20 protein-coding genes and 1 pseudogene are annotated in these 19581 nt (G+C 45.1%); 10 read left to right on the top strand and 11 right to left on the bottom strand.

Annotated features, from left to right (window positions below):
- Positions 1–702 precede the first annotated feature (702 nt).
- Positions 703–1053 (top strand): hypothetical protein, encoded by a 351-nt coding sequence (locus tag ACL7TT_RS07975; protein WP_413394511.1) that lies wholly within the window; start codon positions 703–705, stop codon positions 1051–1053.
- Positions 1054–1744: 691 nt separating this feature from the next.
- Here ACL7TT_RS07975 and ACL7TT_RS07970 read toward each other — a convergent pair.
- The 4 genes from ACL7TT_RS07970 to ACL7TT_RS07955 form a co-directional block, all read right to left on the bottom strand.
- On the bottom strand, positions 1745–3157 hold the full coding sequence (locus tag ACL7TT_RS07970; RefSeq protein ID WP_413394509.1) for an energy transducer TonB: 1413 nt from the start codon (positions 3155–3157) through the stop codon (positions 1745–1747).
- Between the two features lie 470 nt (positions 3158–3627).
- Positions 3628–3927, bottom strand: coding sequence for a hypothetical protein (locus ACL7TT_RS07965; RefSeq protein ID WP_413394507.1), 300 nt, complete (start codon positions 3925–3927; stop codon positions 3628–3630).
- A 221-nt stretch (positions 3928–4148) separates the two neighbouring features.
- The gene (locus ACL7TT_RS07960) at positions 4149–4385 is read right to left on the bottom strand and encodes a DUF3014 domain-containing protein (protein ID WP_413394505.1); all 237 of its coding nucleotides are present in this window, start codon (positions 4383–4385) and stop codon (positions 4149–4151) included.
- A 128-nt stretch (positions 4386–4513) separates the two neighbouring features.
- Positions 4514–5014 (bottom strand): hypothetical protein, encoded by a 501-nt coding sequence (locus ACL7TT_RS07955; RefSeq protein ID WP_413394503.1) that lies wholly within the window; start codon positions 5012–5014, stop codon positions 4514–4516.
- Positions 5015–5494: 480 nt separating this feature from the next.
- Here ACL7TT_RS07955 and ACL7TT_RS07950 point away from each other — a divergent pair, with 480 nt between their 5' ends.
- A complete protein-coding gene (locus ACL7TT_RS07950) occupies positions 5495–6556 on the top strand; it encodes a DUF3500 domain-containing protein (RefSeq protein WP_413394501.1) in 1062 nt (353 codons plus the stop codon).
- A 166-nt stretch (positions 6557–6722) separates the two neighbouring features.
- Here the strand turns inward: ACL7TT_RS07950 and ACL7TT_RS07945 are convergent, their stop codons facing one another.
- The gene (locus tag ACL7TT_RS07945; RefSeq protein ID WP_413394499.1) at positions 6723–7574 is read right to left on the bottom strand and encodes a universal stress protein; all 852 of its coding nucleotides are present in this window, start codon (positions 7572–7574) and stop codon (positions 6723–6725) included.
- A 310-nt stretch (positions 7575–7884) separates the two neighbouring features.
- Between ACL7TT_RS07945 and ACL7TT_RS07940 the strand changes: the two are divergent.
- The 5 genes and pseudogenes from ACL7TT_RS07940 to ACL7TT_RS07920 all read left to right on the top strand — a co-directional run.
- Positions 7885–8150: pseudogene (locus ACL7TT_RS07940) on the top strand (IS3 family transposase); the annotation flags it as partial.
- A gap of 79 nt (positions 8151–8229) precedes the next feature.
- Positions 8230–8553: a hypothetical protein gene (locus ACL7TT_RS07935; RefSeq protein ID WP_413394497.1), complete on the top strand. Its 324-nt coding sequence runs from the start codon at positions 8230–8232 to the stop codon at positions 8551–8553.
- 409 nt (positions 8554–8962) lie between these two features.
- Positions 8963–9256 (top strand): hypothetical protein, encoded by a 294-nt coding sequence (locus ACL7TT_RS07930; protein ID WP_413394495.1) that lies wholly within the window; start codon positions 8963–8965, stop codon positions 9254–9256.
- 147 nt (positions 9257–9403) lie between these two features.
- A complete protein-coding gene (locus tag ACL7TT_RS07925; protein WP_413394493.1) occupies positions 9404–9793 on the top strand; it encodes an alpha/beta hydrolase-fold protein in 390 nt (129 codons plus the stop codon).
- Complete coding sequence (locus tag ACL7TT_RS07920) at positions 9772–10248, top strand: alpha/beta hydrolase (protein ID WP_413394543.1); 477 nt, start codon at positions 9772–9774, stop codon at positions 10246–10248. Before ACL7TT_RS07925 ends, ACL7TT_RS07920 begins: the two co-directional genes overlap by 22 nt.
- A 363-nt stretch (positions 10249–10611) precedes the next feature.
- Here ACL7TT_RS07920 and ACL7TT_RS07915 read toward each other — a convergent pair whose 3' ends face one another.
- Complete coding sequence (locus ACL7TT_RS07915; RefSeq protein ID WP_413394492.1) at positions 10612–11499, bottom strand: alpha/beta fold hydrolase; 888 nt, start codon at positions 11497–11499, stop codon at positions 10612–10614.
- 495 nt (positions 11500–11994) lie between these two features.
- On the opposite strand from ACL7TT_RS07915, the gene ACL7TT_RS07910 reads away from it, so the two are divergent.
- From ACL7TT_RS07910 to ACL7TT_RS07900, 3 genes are read left to right on the top strand one after another with little or no spacing between them, the layout of a single operon-like run.
- Entirely contained in the window at positions 11995–12204 is a 210-nt protein-coding gene (locus ACL7TT_RS07910) for a hypothetical protein (protein WP_413394491.1), read from the top strand.
- Positions 12205–12221: 17 nt separating this feature from the next.
- On the top strand, positions 12222–13427 hold the full coding sequence (locus tag ACL7TT_RS07905; protein WP_413394489.1) for an IS256 family transposase: 1206 nt from the start codon (positions 12222–12224) through the stop codon (positions 13425–13427).
- Positions 13399–14046 carry a DUF1295 domain-containing protein gene (locus ACL7TT_RS07900; protein ID WP_413394541.1) on the top strand — a complete coding sequence of 216 codons (648 nt, stop codon included), beginning with the start codon at positions 13399–13401 and terminating at the stop codon, positions 14044–14046. The genes ACL7TT_RS07905 and ACL7TT_RS07900 overlap by 29 nt, the downstream gene beginning before the upstream one ends.
- Positions 14047–14389: 343 nt before the next feature.
- Here the strand turns inward: ACL7TT_RS07900 and ACL7TT_RS07895 are convergent, their stop codons facing one another.
- The 5 genes from ACL7TT_RS07895 to ACL7TT_RS07875 all read right to left on the bottom strand — a co-directional run bounded on the left by ACL7TT_RS07895 (position 14390) and on the right by ACL7TT_RS07875 (position 19431).
- Complete coding sequence (locus ACL7TT_RS07895) at positions 14390–15109, bottom strand: aspartate/glutamate racemase family protein (protein ID WP_413394488.1); 720 nt, start codon at positions 15107–15109, stop codon at positions 14390–14392.
- A 171-nt stretch (positions 15110–15280) separates the two neighbouring features.
- Positions 15281–15652 carry a hypothetical protein gene (locus tag ACL7TT_RS07890; RefSeq protein ID WP_413394486.1) on the bottom strand — a complete coding sequence of 124 codons (372 nt, stop codon included), beginning with the start codon at positions 15650–15652 and terminating at the stop codon, positions 15281–15283.
- A 578-nt stretch (positions 15653–16230) separates the two neighbouring features.
- Positions 16231–16653, bottom strand: coding sequence for a PaaI family thioesterase (locus ACL7TT_RS07885; protein ID WP_413394484.1), 423 nt, complete (start codon positions 16651–16653; stop codon positions 16231–16233).
- 260 nt (positions 16654–16913) lie between these two features.
- A complete protein-coding gene (gene lepB / locus ACL7TT_RS07880; protein ID WP_413394482.1) occupies positions 16914–17582 on the bottom strand; it encodes a signal peptidase I in 669 nt (222 codons plus the stop codon).
- Between the two features lie 985 nt (positions 17583–18567).
- Complete coding sequence (locus ACL7TT_RS07875) at positions 18568–19431, bottom strand: alpha/beta hydrolase (RefSeq protein ID WP_413394480.1); 864 nt, start codon at positions 19429–19431, stop codon at positions 18568–18570.
- Positions 19432–19581: the final 150 nt, after the last annotated feature.

The raw sequence follows: 19581 nt of genomic DNA, 5'->3' as shown, positions 1-19581 counted from the left end.
TGACCCAGAAGCGCCTGAACGACAAGATGCCCGACCCGCGCTATGTTCTGCGACCCACGCGCTCATTCAGAGACTGATCTGACAAGAAACCGGTTTGAAATTGGCGGTGCCGTGTGGCAATACCTTAAACGCTGAGATCAGTGGTGCAAAAACCCAGAAGGCCAGCGAATGCGTCCTGACCGGTAGAGATGCGGCAACAACTGAGTGAGAAAGACCTGCAATTCACGCTAAGCGGAGGCAGAAAATATACCCAACTCGCGAAGCCGCCCTCAGAGACACCTTTGCTGGCATTGAAAATTTTCACACCACCCCACAGCGATCTGGTTCAAAGATCAACTGTCCTCGGTAGAATGCGAAAGCGGTTTCAAAAATTGGCGGGTGAGTCTAATAAATGAAAAGTGATTCGGATGGTACAGCAAGAATTGACCGTTGACTCTTAGGGTATGGCCAAGCGGCCATTTTCCATATGGCACCTTAGTACACAAAGCGGATGACCGCTTGAGCCGAGTTTTACCCGATACTGATGCCAGCTTGCTTCTGAAAAATGAATAAGGATAATAGCGGCCATAGTGGTGACAAGTTAAATCTAATATAGTGGGCATAGAACCTAACCAGCATGCCAGAAGAGCTGTCAAATTTCTTAGTACTTTGCCAACTTCTGGGTGTCTTTATACTGTAGCAAATACGTACGGGATAACCTTCGTGAAAAATAGCTTTATTGTAGGCATATTTAGCCTTTTAGCGGGATGTGCTTCGGTACAAAAAGAAACCCTGGAGTTACCTACTGCAAAACCTCCGCAACTGTGGTCTCACCATAAAGCATTAGATATCCATGTGGGTGCTTGTGCTTTAAAAGGGTTAAGTGCGCTTAAAGCTCTCGGCTTTACTCAAGTCGTCAAAAATGAAAACTACATATATGGTAACTTTCATAACAATAGCGTGGCAGTAAAGTGTGTGTCAAGAGGCGTGGCCTCGTTTGTTTATTTAGCAGTGGCAGGGCCTAATAAAGAAATTGTCGAAAAACTGCGTAATGAAGTTGCCTGGAAAATGTAGATATCTTAGCAGATAATCAAAGGCGTATATTTTTCAGATATTGACTGAATGAACAGAAGGATAGCTCTGCGAAACCAATATTTTTTATATTCATACTCTCCGTATTTTGCGTTTCATGTGCTACAGTAAAAACTGTGGATACGGAGAATAACCAAGTAGATGTTAGTCGCAGGGGTTACAAGAATCTCTGCGAGGAAATTCCCAGGATTTACAGCAGAGCGTGCTACAATTTCTGTTTGATGAATAATGAACCAAGTAGAATGGTAAATACTGGAGCAATGATAAATGACGTTCCATTAATGGCGGTTGATACCGTATTCCCGGTGGCGGCAGGTACCATTGTTTTACCGTATGCAATATTTGCACGAGAAAAAAGGCAATATCACAGTAAATTGACCATATGGAATAAGTTCCAGACACAAGCCGTGTAGCTTACAGTAAACATCTAATCAGCACCGGGGTGCCAGGCTCTGCTGCTAAATACAAACAAACCCTCGCTCCCTGGTCGCCAAGTGCAAATTCGCTGCGCGATACAAGTGCATCACACGCCATTACTATTGTTCACCGCCATGTGCTCAATACCCTCGGCCATGGTGGGGCGCTTTCAAAGTTTCCATCTTGCTGGAGTGACCCATTTCACACAGAAAGCCGGGCGCAACCATAAACGCCTGTTCAAGCTTTTGTACAGAAATCAATAGTATGCCCCTCTATAGGTCTTATTTTGGGTATACAGGCTCAGCCGTTCCGATATAAGCGGAATATCCCAATCAAGTTTATTGGCCATTTTTTGTGCTTTTTTCTGCCATTTTAGTGCATCCTTGAATTTTCCAGATTCCGCGTAGGCTGCAGCCCTGGTTTCCATTATTCTCACTTCATCAAAGTAGTTATCAGCTTTGGAATCAAGTAAATTCAGGGCTTCTTCTCCATTTCTCAGCACATCAAAGTTGGAGGTTGAAAGTTCCCAGGCCAGCAATAACTTGGCAGTATAGTCTTCAGATTGTGTTGAATTTCTTAACCAGCTTATTGAAGCTCGTGATTTCTCAAAAGAAATATCGCTACTTGAAAGTGCGGATCGAGCAAGGGCATTTTGTGCCAGTGAATAGCCGCCAATCGCAGCGGCATTAATCCACTTATAGCCGTTGGCTATGTCAATCTCGCACCCCCTGCCTTCAAGCATATTCCGGCCGATTTCATATTGAGCGTGGGGAAGGCCACTTTTGGCAGATTTTGTAAACCATGAATTGGCGGTTTTATATTGCAAGTCCACTTTCTTCAAGTAGGATCTAAAATGTCGGAATGTATTGAGACGAGAAGCATAAAGGTACTGCGCTACTGCATCTCCAGCATTTGCTGCTTCTTCAAGTTTATTTAACTCTCTGGTAAGTTTTTTGGTGTTCGCAGCATCGTTTCCCCTATCATTTTCTATAGTAAAAATAAATTTAGTTCTATGGCCGTAAATAGGTTTTTCATCTGTTGATGCCGTATATATAGCTCGCTTTAAGGCCTTTACAGTTGCTTTCGTGAAGTTTTTATTTGTGGACTTGGTTGTAATGATATCGCGAGGGTAGCCTTCAGGAGATATGGTAAACTCCGTATGAACAACTCCCATTTGACCAGACCTTATTTCAGAAATCGGATATCTTGTAGTGATTTTTTTAGCGGGTTTGACTTCTGGGGCGCAGTCTTCATCGCTAAGGGGCTTGGGAAAAATGTTGCCGTTAATTGAGGCAATATTATATATAGGGTCCAGTTCTGAAAAAAGCTTATTGGCTTCTTCTTTCTGAGAATCATTTAAATTATTAAATATTGATTTTGAGGTTCGTGTAAAGACCGCATCCTGGAGTCCATTATTGGCGATTTGCATTAATACATAGGCTTTTACGGGATCTTTTACCACAGACTCTTCTCGGTAATACATCACTCCAAGATTAAACAGGGAAGACCTGTCTCCGATAGCGGCAAGTGCTTCAAAGGCGGTTTTTGCCTCGTCAAATTCCCCGGCGCTATAGATTTCCATGGCTTTGTCAAAGTTCGCTTGGCTTGAAGTCGAGAAAACGATAAATTGAGCTAGTATAAATGCAAGAATTTTTGTAATTTTAAACACTTTGTAGAAATTTCCGTAGTTTTTTGTGATTTACATTGAGGGAAAATTAACGCGAATATTATGATTTTTTTTGCAGAAAATGTCCAAAATTTCGATTTTGGGGCAGATTCAAATCGAAAAATTCAATTTTAGTTTGTACATTTGTGCTGGTTTCGGGGATCCTAATACTTACCTTTCAAAATCCGAGAACAATCTGTTAATTGTAAAACCTATATATACCCAGTTCAATCAATAGTGATCACCATTCCAAAGTGCGTCTTCTTCACTGGCAAAACTGAAAAGGAGTCGCAGCGGTTTGTTGGGAGGCGAAAGGGTCTAAATTGAACAGCAGGATGTGGTCAACGCTGATTATACAGCCAATGAGTCTCTGAGGGGCCGGCGGGTAACGGATGGAATTAGACCAATCGCCATCTCTCAACGATACTATTGACATGGAAACTGATGCAATTGTCAGGAATGTAAAGTTTTTATTATTTGTTGATTAGGGGTTTAATCAGATTTTTCATCTCTTTGCTGTTGTTGCGCTGGTCAGAAGCCTTTCCCTTGGCCCAGAACTGATAGTGCAGCGCTTTGTCCAGTTTATCGAATTGTGCCATATATTCCGACATATCACCCTGGTTCACATGATCGGATTTGGATTGAAAGACGAATTCCACCGAGAGACTGTCCTCATGGATTTCAGCTGTACGGGAAAAAGTGAACCAGGGGTTGTCAATCTCGGTGCTGCCCAACGCTTCCTGCCAGAGCAATTCACCACGAATATTGGCCACAGCACGCTATAAGCCAACAACTGGACTGGAGAGGGTGCGATCACGCCGTGTACAGTTGAGTGGTGGATAGCTCCGGCAGGGGCCGCGTTCAATCGCGCTGTGGGGGGGCTGCTCGATGCCTGGTAGTGGTTGCACGGGGAGCAGCTGTCACCAGCCGCCAAACAGGTTTTTCATAATCGGTCTGGTAACTGGGGTGGGAATAACAGGGGCCCTGTCCGGGTTTACGGATTGGATTGTGGCTGTTGAACCGGCACCGCCTCCAGGTTTTCCCTCAGCTCTTTGAGCTTCTCTTTTGCCCGTATGGCATTTTCCGGCCCCATACGGATCATCAGTTTCTGCACACCGGGCAGTTTTTCCAGTTTGGGATCGGCAAACTTGTAATATACCGACGGGCGCACGAGTTGGATGGGGCCCTCAATTTCCGGTGCCGCGAGCACCTTGTCAATGGCTTCCAGCACCACCTGATGGAAAGTTTTATTGCGAAACCCAGTTCACCATAGGCCTGTGCCAGACGCGGGTACCAGTACTGGTAAAGACTCACCGCAGTTTCCGTATTCATCAGGGCGAACAGGCGTACAGGCTGATCCTAGCGGCGGTAGTTGCTTGGTGACAGCTGGTAACCCTCCGCTGAGGAGCCGGTAACCAGAATAGGGCCCCGGATGCTCTTGAGGGGCCGGGGCTTGTCAATCAGCGTACCGCGGGAACCGGCATTGATCGCGGCTACCCACTTGCGAATCACTTCACTCGGAACCAGCCAGCGGGACAGGGCATTGTCTGGGGCCAGGCCCATCAGATCCTGATAGGCAGCCTTGTCACTGTTGTTGAGCGGGGGTGGTGGCTTCCTACCTGGTTCTTCAGCCGGTTTTTCGGCTGGTGCGGGTTCCAGAGGCTTGGGCACAGGGGGCTGTTCTTCCGGTTGCGCCAGGGTTTCTGGCTCGGGCGCTGTCTCGGGCTCCTCAATGATTTTCGTCGCGGGAATTTCTTTTTTCTTTTCGTCGCCGGTCCAGAGCCAATAAGCTGCCGCGGCGACGATGATCACCACTATAATTCCGATGATCCACCCTTGCCTAGATTGCTGTTCCGACATTCCCTGCCCCCTTTTTGTTGCGATCAGAATGTTCAGGTTGGACCACGACAAAGCCTACGGTTGCCGTGCCCACCGAACTTAAGCGCGGGTGTGAGCGTGTCTGTGCTATTGGAATCGGTTAGGCAAATTGTGGACAGCCAATAGGAAGCAGGGCAGTGCAGAAATTCCCCGCTCCTAGTAGCCCCATGGGCGCAACTGTCTGCAAATAAAAGGATCGGTGGTGAGGATTACTGAGGAATCTCTCGGTGCGTTTCAATCTTTGGCTATCCCGCGTTGCGAAAATCAGGGGGAATAACGCGGTAGCGTCACGAACTGGCAGAGAGATGATGGCTGGGAGTTTGGTGGGTGACGGGAGTGTTTGCAATATACTGCTGCTTTGCTGATCGCAGTGCCTTCCTGGTTGAGTGAATCCTTGTGGCAAGGGCTTTTTACGGTAAACTCACGCAGAAAAACGTCTGTTATTCAGCAGGGAGGCTTTACATGAAATGCACTGTAATCCTGGTTCTCGCACTGGTACTGGCCGATTCGGTCGCCGCGCACAAGGCACCGACACACAAACACGCCCAACTGATCCCGATCCCGGCCTATCGCCAACCTTATGGGGAGGCGGGCGCGCAAGCTTCACGGCAAGCCGCCAAAGCTTTCCTGGCGACCTTTGATGAAGCGACCAGGGACCAGTTCATGTTTACGCTGAACGCCGCAGAGCGCGCCGGCTGGTCTAACCTGCCTGCTGGCATTGTTGATCGCACAGGCATTGCTGTTGCCGAACTCTCGGATGTACAACGCGGTCTTTTGTTTGATTTCCTGGCTTCGTCCCTGAGTGAGGAGGGCTATCGGAAAGTTATGGATATCATGGCTGCGGAAGCTTTCCTGAGCAACGACCGCCGCGCTAGGCGCCTGAAGTGGGACCCGCAGAACTATTGGATATCCTTCTACGGGACCCCGTCTACGGATACGCCTTGGGGATGGCAATATGGCGGTCACCATCTGGTGCTGAATATTTCGGTTGAAAACAACAGGGTTGAAACTATGTCGCCCAGCTTCGTAGGCACAGAGCCTGCGGTCTTTTCCCTGAACGGTGTTGACTATGTATCCATGGTCGACATGCATCGTGCCGGATACGCGGTCTATTCGGCCCTCGATGCCGAACAGAGAGCGGTGGCTGATGCAGAGCGTGTTCCGCGGGATGTTCAAACCGGGCCGGGCAAGGATGGTGCTATCCCACCGGTGATCGGCATTAGTGCCTCCAAATTGCGCAATGAACAGAGGGCCCTGATGCTTTCGGCAATTCGAAAATGGGTTGCAATTCAGCCATCGGAGAATGCCGTGCCCCGAATGGCTCAGATTGAAAGTGAACTCGACCAGACACATTTTGCCTGGATTGGCGATAGCACCCTCAATACGCCCGCCTATATGCGTATCCAAGGCCCGACATTGATCATCGAATTACTCTCCACCGGGGGCAATGTTGGTGAAAATGCCAGCGGTAAAGGCCACTACCATTCTATTTACCGCAACCCCGCGATGGAGTATGGCGGTTAGGTGCTGGAATCTGTACGCCAGCGAATAGTACAAGGCCGTCCAACGAGGGTATCCTGGTCTGGGTTGCCTGGCGCATCTGGGCCGAAAGGCCACTCACTGTAGTATGCAGCGGCAGGATTTCTTCCGCTGTAACCGGTCAATGAAAATCCCACTGCGCCAGGGCCAGTCAGTCGGTTTTCATCTCCGTAGTGGTGAACTGGTTGCACACCATCACATCCACATCTAACTGGCCAATCACGCGTTCTGCGGTATTGCCACGCAGCAGTGAGCCCGTACCACCGTACTGGTTCATGGTACCCATTACCACTAGGTCCGCATCGATCTCACGGGCCACGGCCTCCACCACATCACTGGTATATCCCCGCTTCACATGAATGCGATCGGTGGGTACGCCGGTCTTGTCGGCGAGCTTGGCCAGGGCGCCGCGGTCCGGGTAGAGCATGGAGTCCAGATAGGCGTTGACCAAATGTAGTTCCGCTTCGTAGTGGCCGGCGATAAAGGTGGCGCGTTCGCTGATCTGGCGATTCAACTGGCGATGTTCCAGGGTTTTGGCCTGGTAGTTCACTGTGGCCAGTACCACTTTGCGTGCTTCCTTGGCGCCGGGGCGGATCAGAACCACCGGGCAGCGCGCGGTCTTGAGTACCCGCCATTTGGATTCGGCGAAAGTGAAGCGACGGCTGCTCTTGGCATGCACAGGGAGGTAGATCATTTCTGCATTGCAGCGCTTGGCTTCCTGTACGATTGCGGCCTGCCAGTCACTGGACCAACACACCATGAGCTCGCAGGTGAGCCCGGCGGCGGCAATCGGTTCACGAATCTGTTCACGGAACCAGGACTCGTCGCGGAAGAGATGGTCGTTGACTGCACGGGTATCGACGGCTTCACCATCGACCGCGACAAAGACTGCCAGGCGCGGTTGGGGATTGCGCCCCCGCGCGGTGGTCAGCGCCCGCTCCAGCGCCACGTGCTTCTCATCATTGGGGTCCACCACCACGAATAGGGTGCTCTGCTGTTCCATCTTTCCTCCTGGGCATAAAGGGTTAGTGGCCCTCTGCGTGAGACAGTGAGCCTTTGGGCTTGAATGTATCACGGGGTGCAGGTGGCGCGGAAAGTTTGCTAGTAATAATTGTAGTTTTACGCGCCAAATCACCATGTGCAGGCGCATAGTGGGGCATTGAAGCGGCATTGTATAGAGGTGTTGTATAGAGGTGTTGTATAGAGGTGTTGTATAGAGATAGGGCAAGCCCATACACTGGCAGCTAGCAGGCGGTCACCGCGGAGGAAAACGGCACTTGATCTGGCCCGGAGCCTCTCTGAAAAGCGCCTGTCAGTATCTGTCGATTCGATATACTGAGTGGCTTAGTAAGGCGAGCTTCCAGGCGTCAGCGTCGGCGACTCCTACGACAGCGCACTGGTAGAAACCAGCAACGGCTTATTCAAGGCGGAGGTCATCCACAGAACAGGCCCCTGGAAAGGGCTGGATGAGGTTGAACGCGCACCCTTGACCTGGGTCGAGTGGTTTAGCCATCGCCGCATTCTCGAGCCGATTGGTGATATGCCTCCAGCCGGATACGAAAACCTGTATTATCAGTAAGCCGAGTCTGCCCAAGCGGCATGACTCAAATCAAATTGCCCCCGGCAAACCCGGGGGGATTCACACATCGAGTAATTTTATGAATATCGATATTGATCATTTAAATGAAGCTGAGCTTGTGGAGCTCAACCACAGGATTGTGGAGAGGCTTAAATTCCTTGATTCCATGCATACACATAAAGAAATGATGCAGTTTAACCCCGGAGAGCAGGTTAGTTTTGAACCGCCCGGCAGAGGCAAACAGATTGGTACACTCGTTAAGTTCAATAAAAAAACAGTTACTGTTATTACTGAGTCTGGCCAAAAGTGGAACGTGTCGCCTCACTTGCTCAGGAAAATTAAAGACGTGTCGTCAAAAGAAAGCAAGTCAAGCAATGTCGTTAAACTATTAAGTAAAGACTAGTTGCATAGCAAAACGCTACACACGTCTTCGGTGCTGTCGCATCTCTGCGGATGAGCTTGGCGTTGTGCAGTAAAACCAGGTTGATTTTGTGGGCAAATAAGTGTTTTCACAAGTATTTATAATATTTTTGGGGTTGTTTCTAGCAGCTCTCAGTATTCCAGTCAAAGAATATTTGGATATGGCTATCGGATTATCTATAGCGGTTGCATCAGCATATACCTTATACAACCTAATAGCAGGGAAAGCATAATGTATATTTTTACTTTTAACTTAAATAATAATTCTGATATTGCATAACAAGCCAATGTTTTCATTGTGAAAATCCCGGTTCGGGCAACCTAAGCTGTATTCTTCCTGCTCAAAAATCAGCGGTAGTTTTCAAAAAAACGAGCACACCCAACTCAACGACATGATGGAAAAATTAATAATATCCCTGTTAGCTATTTTATCGGTATCCGTTATTAATGCCGCAGCGCTAAGTGCCAGTGAAGAAAAGACCGTAAGGCAAGAGCACCCTACCGAACACCTTTATAAGTTATGGATTGATTATAAAAGAGATGAGCAATTCTTTGCCAGATTTTATGACTCGCTATCGATTAAGCATATTATTGAGAGAGAAAAATTAACCCTAAAAAGTGACTTTCACTTATTTTTCAAAAGGTGGCCAGCACACCAATTATATTTTACAGTCTGGGGAGCCTGATTTTTTTTGGCTGAGATTTAAAAAATTGGCGATAGCCATTACTATTTTTGTGCCCAGAAGATTTCGAGTGATGCCTGGTTTGGTTGCGGTATAAATGAATTTAAGTGAGTAAGTATTACAGGGAGAAACGGTCTCAATAAAACTTTCATGGAACACATTTATGATGGTGCAGTTATTGGCCCTGACACACCAATATCACCATTTATTCAAGCAGCACAAAACGTTCCTAGAAGGCAGTTCCGGGAAGTGACTTTGAACAGCAAATATATGGATGAGGAACGTAAGCTGCTTGTCTATATACCTACTGCATACAATAATACTGAGGCGCACAACCTGATCGTTCAACTCGATGGGCAAAATTATTCACGAAATCCAGATTATGGAAAGGTTTGGCAGGGGTGGACGCCTACGCCAACAATTTTAGACAATGTGATTTACGCAGGAGAGGTTTTCCCAACCGTTGCCGTTATGGTTTTGAATCAGGGGCGTCGATCTGAGGATATGCCCAGTGAAAAATTCACCGACTTTATAGCGTAGAAGTTATTCTCTGGGTAAGAAAGAATTATAATATTGCTGGTTCCGAAAATGTGGTTATCTCAGGTCGCTCTCGCGCAGCATTTGCAGCACTAAGATATTTGAATGTTATTGGTGGGATGCTTTCTCAGTCTGGTTCATTTTATTCTACGTCAGAAGAAAAGGAAAATTGTCCTATATATACTGAATTTGATGGAAGATTACTTACAGAATACAAAAAAACCCCGAAACATCCAATTAACCTATATTTGAATGTGGGTTTATATGAGATTGGGTTGGGGCGTGTGGGCGTTAATCGACAATTCAAGGACACCCTTGAGCTTAAAGGGTATAAGCTGAATTACAAGGAATACAAAGGAGGGCATTCCCATCTGAATTGGCGGCATACATTGTCAAATGAATTAATATATTTTTTTGGGGATACAAAAAATAGCAATGCATTGCAGCGCACAAGCTGATAAATATGAGTGGTAGACACCATGGTCATAAAAGGAAAATAACAGCCAGAACAGTTAATGGTTGAGATATTTAGTGGTATTGTGTATCTGCTATTTTTCCTATTTATATTGATTTGATAATTGTGGGCTCTATAGCGTATCAGCCATGGCTTTCCAATTCGCTATATTGGCTGGTTGCTGGCCTTGGCCATTGTCCATCCCCATAATCATCCATAGGGCTGTTTTTTTCATAGCGAGTAAACAGGTCTGGGGCCATGAAATTGATGTTTAATTATCTTGTACACAGGAAAGTTCATTATCTGCTGTATTTTATTTAGGCAATTGCTTTAAATGTCGATATTGTAGAGCACGGACTATGATATGCTACTTACCATTAATGCTTGAAAGGAACTTATCAAGGGCCATATTGAATTCCTTGGGCCTCTCCCAGAACATCATGTGCTTACCCATATAAACAACAGAGGCAGATGGGGTGTTGGCTTTAATCCACTTATCCGCCACCTCCTTCATTTCATTCCGCACGATATACAATAAAGGTACTTTGCCCTCAAGTGCGATAAGATCCTCGCTGTAGTCGAGATAAAATCCCGTGGCATTTGTAATTGAAGCGACACTACTCGATGTATGGCTGGCGATTCTTGATATCCAGGCAACATTCTCTGGCGTCGGATTTTCAAGCATCCATTTGCTAAATTCTGAGATAACGTTATCGCGATCCTCAATGATGCCTTCGGTAAACCACCTCGAATAGCCGTCGGAATCATCGTTAAGGTACCAGATCCATTCGTCACGCGTAGCACCTGTTATATCCGGACCCGTGTCAATCATGATCATGGCTTTGAGTTTATCAGTGCCGAACTGATTCAAATACGCCAGTTGCTCCGTTACCCCATAGGACCAGCCTGCTAGAATCACATTTTTCAAGTCTAGCTTTTCAATCAGTTGGGCTAGATCACGTGCGTGTTGTTGGTAGGTGTGGCCTTCAACGGGTTTTGATGATTTGCCCTGGCCTCTAGGGTCATACGCCAGTGCGCGGTATTTTTTTGATCCTTTAAAGTGGGCGAGTTGATGTTCGAAAACCTCTGTTGACATCATCCAACCAGGAATAAAAATAATAGTGGTGTCGCCGTTGCCTGCTTGTTCGTAGTGTAAGGTGATATTTTCATCTATCTTGACTTCCTCTGAAGCTACACCACCAGTAAACAGACTTAAGCCTGCAACTATTACCATTGAAAGGTATAGTATTCTCATCGTCACTCCCAGCTTTTCCGAGATAGATGGCATCGTTACCACCAAATACAGAGGATAGTTTACCGAACAAAAGCACACAAGTCATCATGACCGCTATTATTCTGATAGCTGATCCACTGGCAATTCCGTTTCAAACCATTAAATATACATAAAAATCAGTTGTTTGTGCGTATATTCTATAGCTACCCAAAACAAAAAACTTCACTGTCACCATGAATCCAGAATTTGTTATATTTTTTAACCGATGGGTTTCAATGAAAACAGGGCGAGAGCCACTGCCAAATAGGTCGAGGGCGTATATAAACAGGTTCCCTTGTTGAGCTATTGTCAGGACCTGGAGGGTAAACTCGTCAACCTTTAACTGCAGTAGCACGACACAGGTATATGAATAATACCTCGAAGATACAGATCTTTTTTGGTAGATTTCAGCTCCAATACGAAACTGCTGCATGCCTAATGAAACAGCAACAACTCAACTCAATAAGGAAATAGATCATGTCAGTAACCATCTGGCTTTTGATCTCGAATACAGTACTTTTCATATTACTGGGTGTCTTTTCTGCAATTCGCACATCTGACACACGCTGGCCGTTTATTTTTGGTTTTTTCTCGATTTTACCGGCGACGGCAATTTTGGCATGGTATGGCGAGGGCGTTGGCTGGCGAGGTAGTGTTCAGAATTCTGTGTCATTTCTTTATCATTAGCAAAAAAGAGATAACCTATGACCAAACCTACTTTCGATATGGATGCTGCTGTCAAGGCGCTGCGTGAGGGCAAAGACCTCAGCGGCAAAGATGGCATCCTAACGCCTCTGATCAAACAGCTTACCGAAGCAGCCATGAGTGCGGAGCTGGAGGAGCACCTCGCTGGCGAGGACAGGCCCAACCGAAAAAATGGCCATACATCCAAGACCATGAAAAGCCCGACGGGCAGCTTCGAGCTGCAGACACCGCGGGACCGCGCCGGCACCTTCGAGCCACAGATCGTCAAGAAGCATCAAACCCAGCTTACCGACGAGCTGGAGCGCAAGATTATTGCCCTGTTTGCCCTGGGCAACAGCTATCAGGACATCCGCACACACATTGCCGAAATCTACGGTATGGAACTCTCCAACGGTACCATCAACACCGTTACTGACAAGCTGCTGCCTGAACTTCAGGCATGGCGTGAACGCGATCTGGAGGCGGTTTATCCTATCGTCTGGCTTGACGCTATCCACTACAAAATCAAGGAAAATGGCCGTTATACCAGCAAGGCCATTTACACCATTCTTGGCCTGAACATCGAAGGCAAGAAAGAGTTGTTGGGCCTCTACCTGTCTGACCAGGAGGGCGCGCACCACTGGCTGAGCGTTCTGACTGATCTCTACAATCGTGGAATCAAAGACATCCTGATTGCCTGTATAGACGGCCTGCAGGGCTTTCCTGAGGCCATTGAAAGCATCTACCCCAAGACCGAGATTCAGCACTGTATCATCCACCAGATTCGCAACTCGATGAAGTACGTGGCCTCGAAGAACCAGAAGGCCTTTATGGCCGACCTCAAGTGCGTCTACAAGGCGACAACGCTCAATGCTGCCGAGAACGCCTTGGACGAGTTGGAGGCCAAGTGGAGAGACAAATATCCGGTGGTGATCAAGTCCTGGCGAGCCAAGTGGCCCACCCTGTCGACGTACTTCAAGTATCCGGAATACGTGCGTACGCCGATTTACACTACTAACGCCGTTGAGGCTGTACACCGCCAGTTCCGCAAGCTAACTAAAACCAAGGGCGGCTTTGCTAATGAGAACAGCTTACTCAAACTGCTTTACGCCGGTATACTGAAAGCCTCCGAGCGCTGGACGCACCCAATCCAGAACTGGAACTTGACGCTGTCACAGCTGACGATCCACTTCCCGGATCGCCTGGAGAAATATATCAGCCTATGAGGCTACTTGGCTGACACAGAGTTTTGAACACCCTCGCTGGCGACGTATATTGATCACTGGTCTCGTGACGATTTACGTTGCGCGTATGCTCTACACACTTTTCGCCTGGTTTGGCGCCACAGGCGCCAAAAGATTAAAAGATCAGGCATCCAAATCAGCGATCTTGGTGTTGCCTTTTTTCCTCGTGCCCATTTTTAGTTGGATTCACCCGCTTCCTTTTTTCGCAGCCATGGACCGCACTGGGAATTTCGATGTATTTGACGCGACAGCGCTTACTTTATACGCTGTAGGGACCGTGTTTCATTTCGGCGCAGATTTACAAAAATGGCGTTATCGCCTGGATCCCGCAAACAAGGGAAACTTGTTGCAGAGAGGGTTTTGGGGGATGTCACGGCATCCCAATTACTTCGGTGATTTCATCATCTATCTATCGTTTGCACTGATTTCAGTTTGGCCTTGGGAGGTGATATCTCCGGTAACCAATTTTCTTCAATACTTCTTTGATGCAATACCCAAAAATGAGAAAGAGGCACAAACACGATATGGTGAAACCTGGAAAGTTTACGTAGACACGACGCCCACCTTTCTACCCCTTCGGTTTTACAGAAAGAGTTTCTAGAGATTTCACAGGGCTAACGTAATGCAATTGGTTAATGAATACCTAGTGCAGAAGATTATGACTCTTTTCCGGTAGATTCTCTGTAATCTCCCAAGAAGCCATCGAGTGCCGAATATAATAAGTTTGGGGATATGCACAGACCTGCTGTCTGCATACTGAAGTTGCCGCAGTGATAGTAAAACAGAGCTTATGATCCAGTGCTTTTTATGTATACGTAAATACTGCCTTCATAATCAAGTGAGGGTAATAAAAATTCTGCTAATATTTCCGTAATGACTTATAAGTTATCACTATTATTTTGGGTATTGTTTCCTGAGTCAAGTCAAGGGCCGGCACTCCTCCTTTAATCTAACCGATCATATTCTTTTAAATGTTGTATTGCAAGTTCAACCGCTTTTTTCGCATGAATTTGTGTTGTGTCGTATAACGGGACATTTGTATGTCTCTGTTGAATCAGGAGTGCTATCTCGGTACAGCCAAGGATAACAGCTTCTGCTCCCTGATTTCGAAGCTGGTCAATGATTTTGAGGTAGCTTCGGCGTGATGCGTTGCTGATTTTTCCCAGACACAACTCAGAGTAAATTACTTCATGAATTAGATTTCTGGATTCCTTACCGGGAATTATAACCTCAATACCATATTTTTCAGTTATGCGGTTTTTGTAAAATGTATGCTCCATAGTAAAGCGAGTGCCTATGATGCCCACCCGTTTTACCTGTTCATTAACCAACTTTTCTGCGGTTGCATCGGCAATATGAAGCAAAGGTATGTAAACAGATTTCTCTACGGTTTCTGCAACTTTATGCATTGTATTCGTACATAGCAAGAAAAAATCAGCACCAGCCGTTTCTACAGATTTAGCTGCTGCAGCTAAAATATGTGCGGTTTTTTCCCGGTTCTCTTGTTGCTGTAGTTTCTCAATCTCGGCAAAATCAACGCTGTATAAGCATATTTTTGCAGAATGCAAACCCCCAAGAGCGTTTTTGATGCCTTCATTAATTTCTCGATAGTATTTTGAGGTTGATTCCCAACTCATACCGCCGATAAGTCCTATAGTTTTCATACTTAATTGCTCTGGAAAACAAATAATAGATAAAATAGGAAACCTAAAGCCGTATGTCTTCTTGATCCGATTACATTATCAGGGCACCCTGTGCAGATTCAGGAAGTTTGTTGGTGTCTGCATTCTGTGCTAACACCAACTCTATTGAACAGCAGTAATCCTTAGCCATTACTAGCGGGACTCTTGAATAGATCTGTAAGCTGTGCCAACCATTGAAATACAATTTGGACAGCCGGTATTATAGGACTGTCCTACCCCAAAAGATGGGTTTGCACCAAGCTTTTGATGCGCGATAACCACAATTTCTGCGCCAAGTTCAGCGGCTTTATTTTTTAGCTCTATCCGGCACTGTTTAATATTTGTTGTGGAAGACTTGGCATTAAAGCCAAATTTGCAATCAATATCTCCAACAGATTGATAATGCTTTAAGTCAGAAATAGAAATTTGCTGTATAATTTGTACCTTACTGCCCGCTTCTGAAAGTTTAATGTTGGCACATGAAATCAAGAGAAGGCAAGAGGCAAAAATAAAGATTGTTTTCATAAATACCCTATAATTGAACAATTTATTAAATCTGTAAAGCTTAACTAAAAATTCCAGTTATGGCAATGTACAAAAGGAAAAACAAAGTGTGCTTTGCAGGCAGAAAATCAGATTAACATAACACGTCGACCTAAATAGACTAAGTGTTTAGGAATCTTTTGGTGTCAGCATAAATAAATTTATGAAAATAGACATATATACTGATAGTATTCAAGATATTCTCTTTTTAAATTAATGCTACTTGTTGGGTGGGAATTTATTATAGTAAGTACTAACTTTATTTAATTTTACAGATATTCTATTATAGAATTAGCTTTCTCTTACTACCGGGTCGGAAGGAAAGAATACCCCTCCCCCAGGACGCGCTGTGAATACATCCCTGTACGCTTGTAATCGGCCTCCATGCCTCATGCGGTCCTGGGAGAGGGGGTATTCTTTCCTCCTGCTTTGCTACTAAGAGTCAGAGCCACATTAATTTTTCACTGAAGGTTGATGAGTGCTATTTATATAGTACCGTTATTGTTTAGACCGCGGTTTACAGAATGAGGGCGCACATTGAATCTGTCTTTTATAACCGGTTAGCGCGGAATCTGACGTATTACGGCTGTCGCGCTCGCTTTGGCCACCAATTTGCCGTTTTGTTTCAGCTCACTTTCTAAGAAGCATACGTTTTTTCCCTTGGAAACTACCCGGCCATATCCAACCAGTTTACCTATCTTGGCGGATGCAATAAACTGAGTAGTAAGATCAAGTGTAGGTGCGAATTCATCTTCCCTCAGGGTGACGGCGAGTGCGGGGCCCATTGTGTCATCAAGCATTGCCACCAAGAATCCGCCTTGAATATTCCCAACCGGGTTTGTGAATGCAGACTTTCCTTCAAATTCTATTACTATGCTGCCCAACTCTGCAGAAATTTCGATTATCTGAGCGCCCAGTGTCACCGCAGCACTGGGCATGGGATGCTCTCCGTTCTGTATTTTCCTGAATAGATTTTCACGCATGGTCTGTCCTTATAAAGTGAATAGTAACGGTACCGACGCTCCTTGATGAATTCGATAGCTTGTGTTTATTTATGATAAATGGTCTGGCGTATAAACAGACTTCATATTTGGGAAAAATACGAAAGGGGGCGTCAAAGGCCCAAATAAAGCCTTGATTACAACCCAGAACGCAACATGGGTTTTTCTATCCCTGGCTACTGAAAAAAAGATGCCCGTGCAAATTGCAAAGAATATCGATAATACATATAGGGTGTTCATCACTATAGATTTTGTGGTCTGTCGAGGCGCATAAAAAATCTGTTTATGCGGGGAATATAGAAATTATCGTAGTTGAGCGATAGTACAACACTTCTGGATCTGCCGATGATCTCTTGACGTGGAACAAAGCCGATCACCCTGAAGTCTGCACTGTTATCTCTATTGTCACCAAGCACCAGATAGTGATCGGCCGGAACGTCAACTGATTGAAAATCGGATAATGGAGAGCTGCGTTTATCGATGCGAATGAGATGCTCAACACCCAATAAATTTTCCAGTTTGTCGACAGTCAAATTGACAGAAGCGACTATTTTATAATCCAGATGTTTACCATTGATGATTAATTGATTATCTCTTAATCCAATAGTATCGCCAGGGATACCGATGACACGTTTGACCAATCTGTTCCCGGAGGCCTTTGACTCAAAAATGATGATATCACCTCTGGCGGGGTCAGATAGTTTCCAAAGGGAGATGTTGGTAAAAGGCACTCGGACATCGTAAACCAATTTATTGACAAGAATTCTGTCGCCTTCGATGATCGTTGGCTTCATTGAGCCGGTTGGTACTGCATTCCAATCCGCACAAGCGCTCCGAAAAGTAAACATTAAGGCGAGTAAGAGTAGCAGCGCTTTATTTTCGGTCCACGTTTTCAAGATCCAACCGTTCATTTCTTGTATCCTTAATCCACAGATAATTGGCCAGAGAGCTGGAAACACGGACCGGAGTGCAGTTCTCCAGCCCTAAATGGGATTGTACCTTGCCGTTTGTAGGCTCGGAGCAAATCCTCCCAAATCCGTATGTGGCACTAAAGTTCTTTTTATAGACTGTGGCATAAGACTTGTCACTCCTTACAAGTGTGCCCAAATGCTACCCCAGCCCTAGGCTTATAGATCTGCGTTGCATACCAGTATACGGTAGGCTTGGCCAAGATCAATACCCCACCTGCATGTATCGAAAAGTGCAGATGCTCAAGGGCATCTATATAAGTTAAGTTTTCCTTTATTTTATCGCCTTGGAGCCCCCATTATTCGGTGCTTACGGGCACCAAAAAAGTAATTTTTAGAGGTGCCCTCAAATTACAGGTACAATATGCTCCTCACCGGTGGGCAGAGGTGAAAATCGCACGCTAGTTTCCTATTAGTTTGTACGTCGGTTGCTATTGGTTTTTGTCATCTTGTCTGCATTATTAATCTGAGACGTTTTCATGCAATAAGACAAGAAATAAATTGAATTAGAATAAATCCTTAAATTTTATTTTCTAATACTCGTTAGTTTATTGACAGCTTATCTGGTTATTTTTCAGCCTTAGTGTATAGCCAGATTAAAATGGAAACCAATTTTTTGCCGAGTGGTGCCAGTCGTATGGGATCGTTAATATCATCAGAGTACTCCTCTAGTCAAAATTTTGTAATACATTTAATGTAGCTAAAAAGTTGGACTCAAAATCAAATAGTTCGTGATATGGGAAGCAGCAGTCACAGCCCTATTTAGGATAACGCTGTCACAAGTTTGGGTATAAAATTCCATTTGATGCTAAGAATAATCCAATGAGGAGTTGTTAAAAGAATACTGAAGGTGTGCTTGTGAGCTAAAACTTGCAGTCCAGCACATATCTTGGCATAGATAAAAGGGCTGATACTTTGCTTGATACGATCATCCACTTTCGCAACAGGTTAACTTTTCAATAAATTGCTTATAACCTTTGACGGCTTCATCTTTTTTCATTGTTTTCCCATGATTGGTATTTTCTATGAAGATTAGCCTCTTTATTGGGCTGCCAGATACATCGTATAATTGTTGTGAAAATTCCATAGGGGTAATGGAATCATTTTCTCCAACTAAAAATAGCAAAGGATTTTTATAGTTTTTAATTAGATCAATATTGTTAATTTCTTTAAGTTCTTTTGATAGTTTCACAGTATAAAATAATTTGGCCCAGCCTGGCACCAAGTTATTAACCAGTTCAGGTAAAGAGCTTATTGCGCTATCAAGAATTAGGGCATCAAGCTCTCGCTCATAAGCTACGTAGCTTGCGAGCAAAGATCCCATTGATAACCCATGAACGGCTATGGGGATTCCCTGGGGAAGCTCCACATTAGCAAAATCAAAAACACTTAGGGCATCCTTCTGTAAATTTAGTATAGTTAATTTATTCATTCCTTCACTAGCGCCTACCCCACGATAATCAAACCAAACTATATTAGCGGACAATAAAGCAAAATGATTTAAAATATCATGAGATTTGTTGATTTTCATTCCATTACCGCTAAAAAACACGATGTTGATTCGTGCATCTTTGTGTAATAGCTTAATGCCTTTCAGAAGTGCACCATCTTGTGTTGTAAGAGTAACCCCGGATAAGTTAATTGGCGGAGAGTGGCTTTTTAAATTTATGGAAATTTTATTTAAATCGATATGTTTCTCGATTGTTTTATCTTGATAAATAAAAGAACTTGCAGTGATATTTGCAGTGCAGCCAGACAACAAAGCCACTAAAATTATCATATATTCTTTCATGCGTGCGACACTCCGTATTCATAATTCGACAATTGATGAGAGAGAAAAAATTCTACTGTCGTTGTATCTCGATATATACTCAGCTATATGTCCATGATCAGTTTGGAGTGGATGCCAGTATGTTGTTGAATCTAATAACATAGAGGCGTA

Origin of the sequence: Microbulbifer jejuensis, assembly GCF_047289955.1 — a bacterium.
Lineage (GTDB): Bacteria > Pseudomonadota > Gammaproteobacteria > Pseudomonadales > Cellvibrionaceae > Microbulbifer.
The sequence above is the reverse complement of the archived record's forward strand: the minus strand, read 5'-3'. Positions and strand labels throughout refer to the sequence as shown.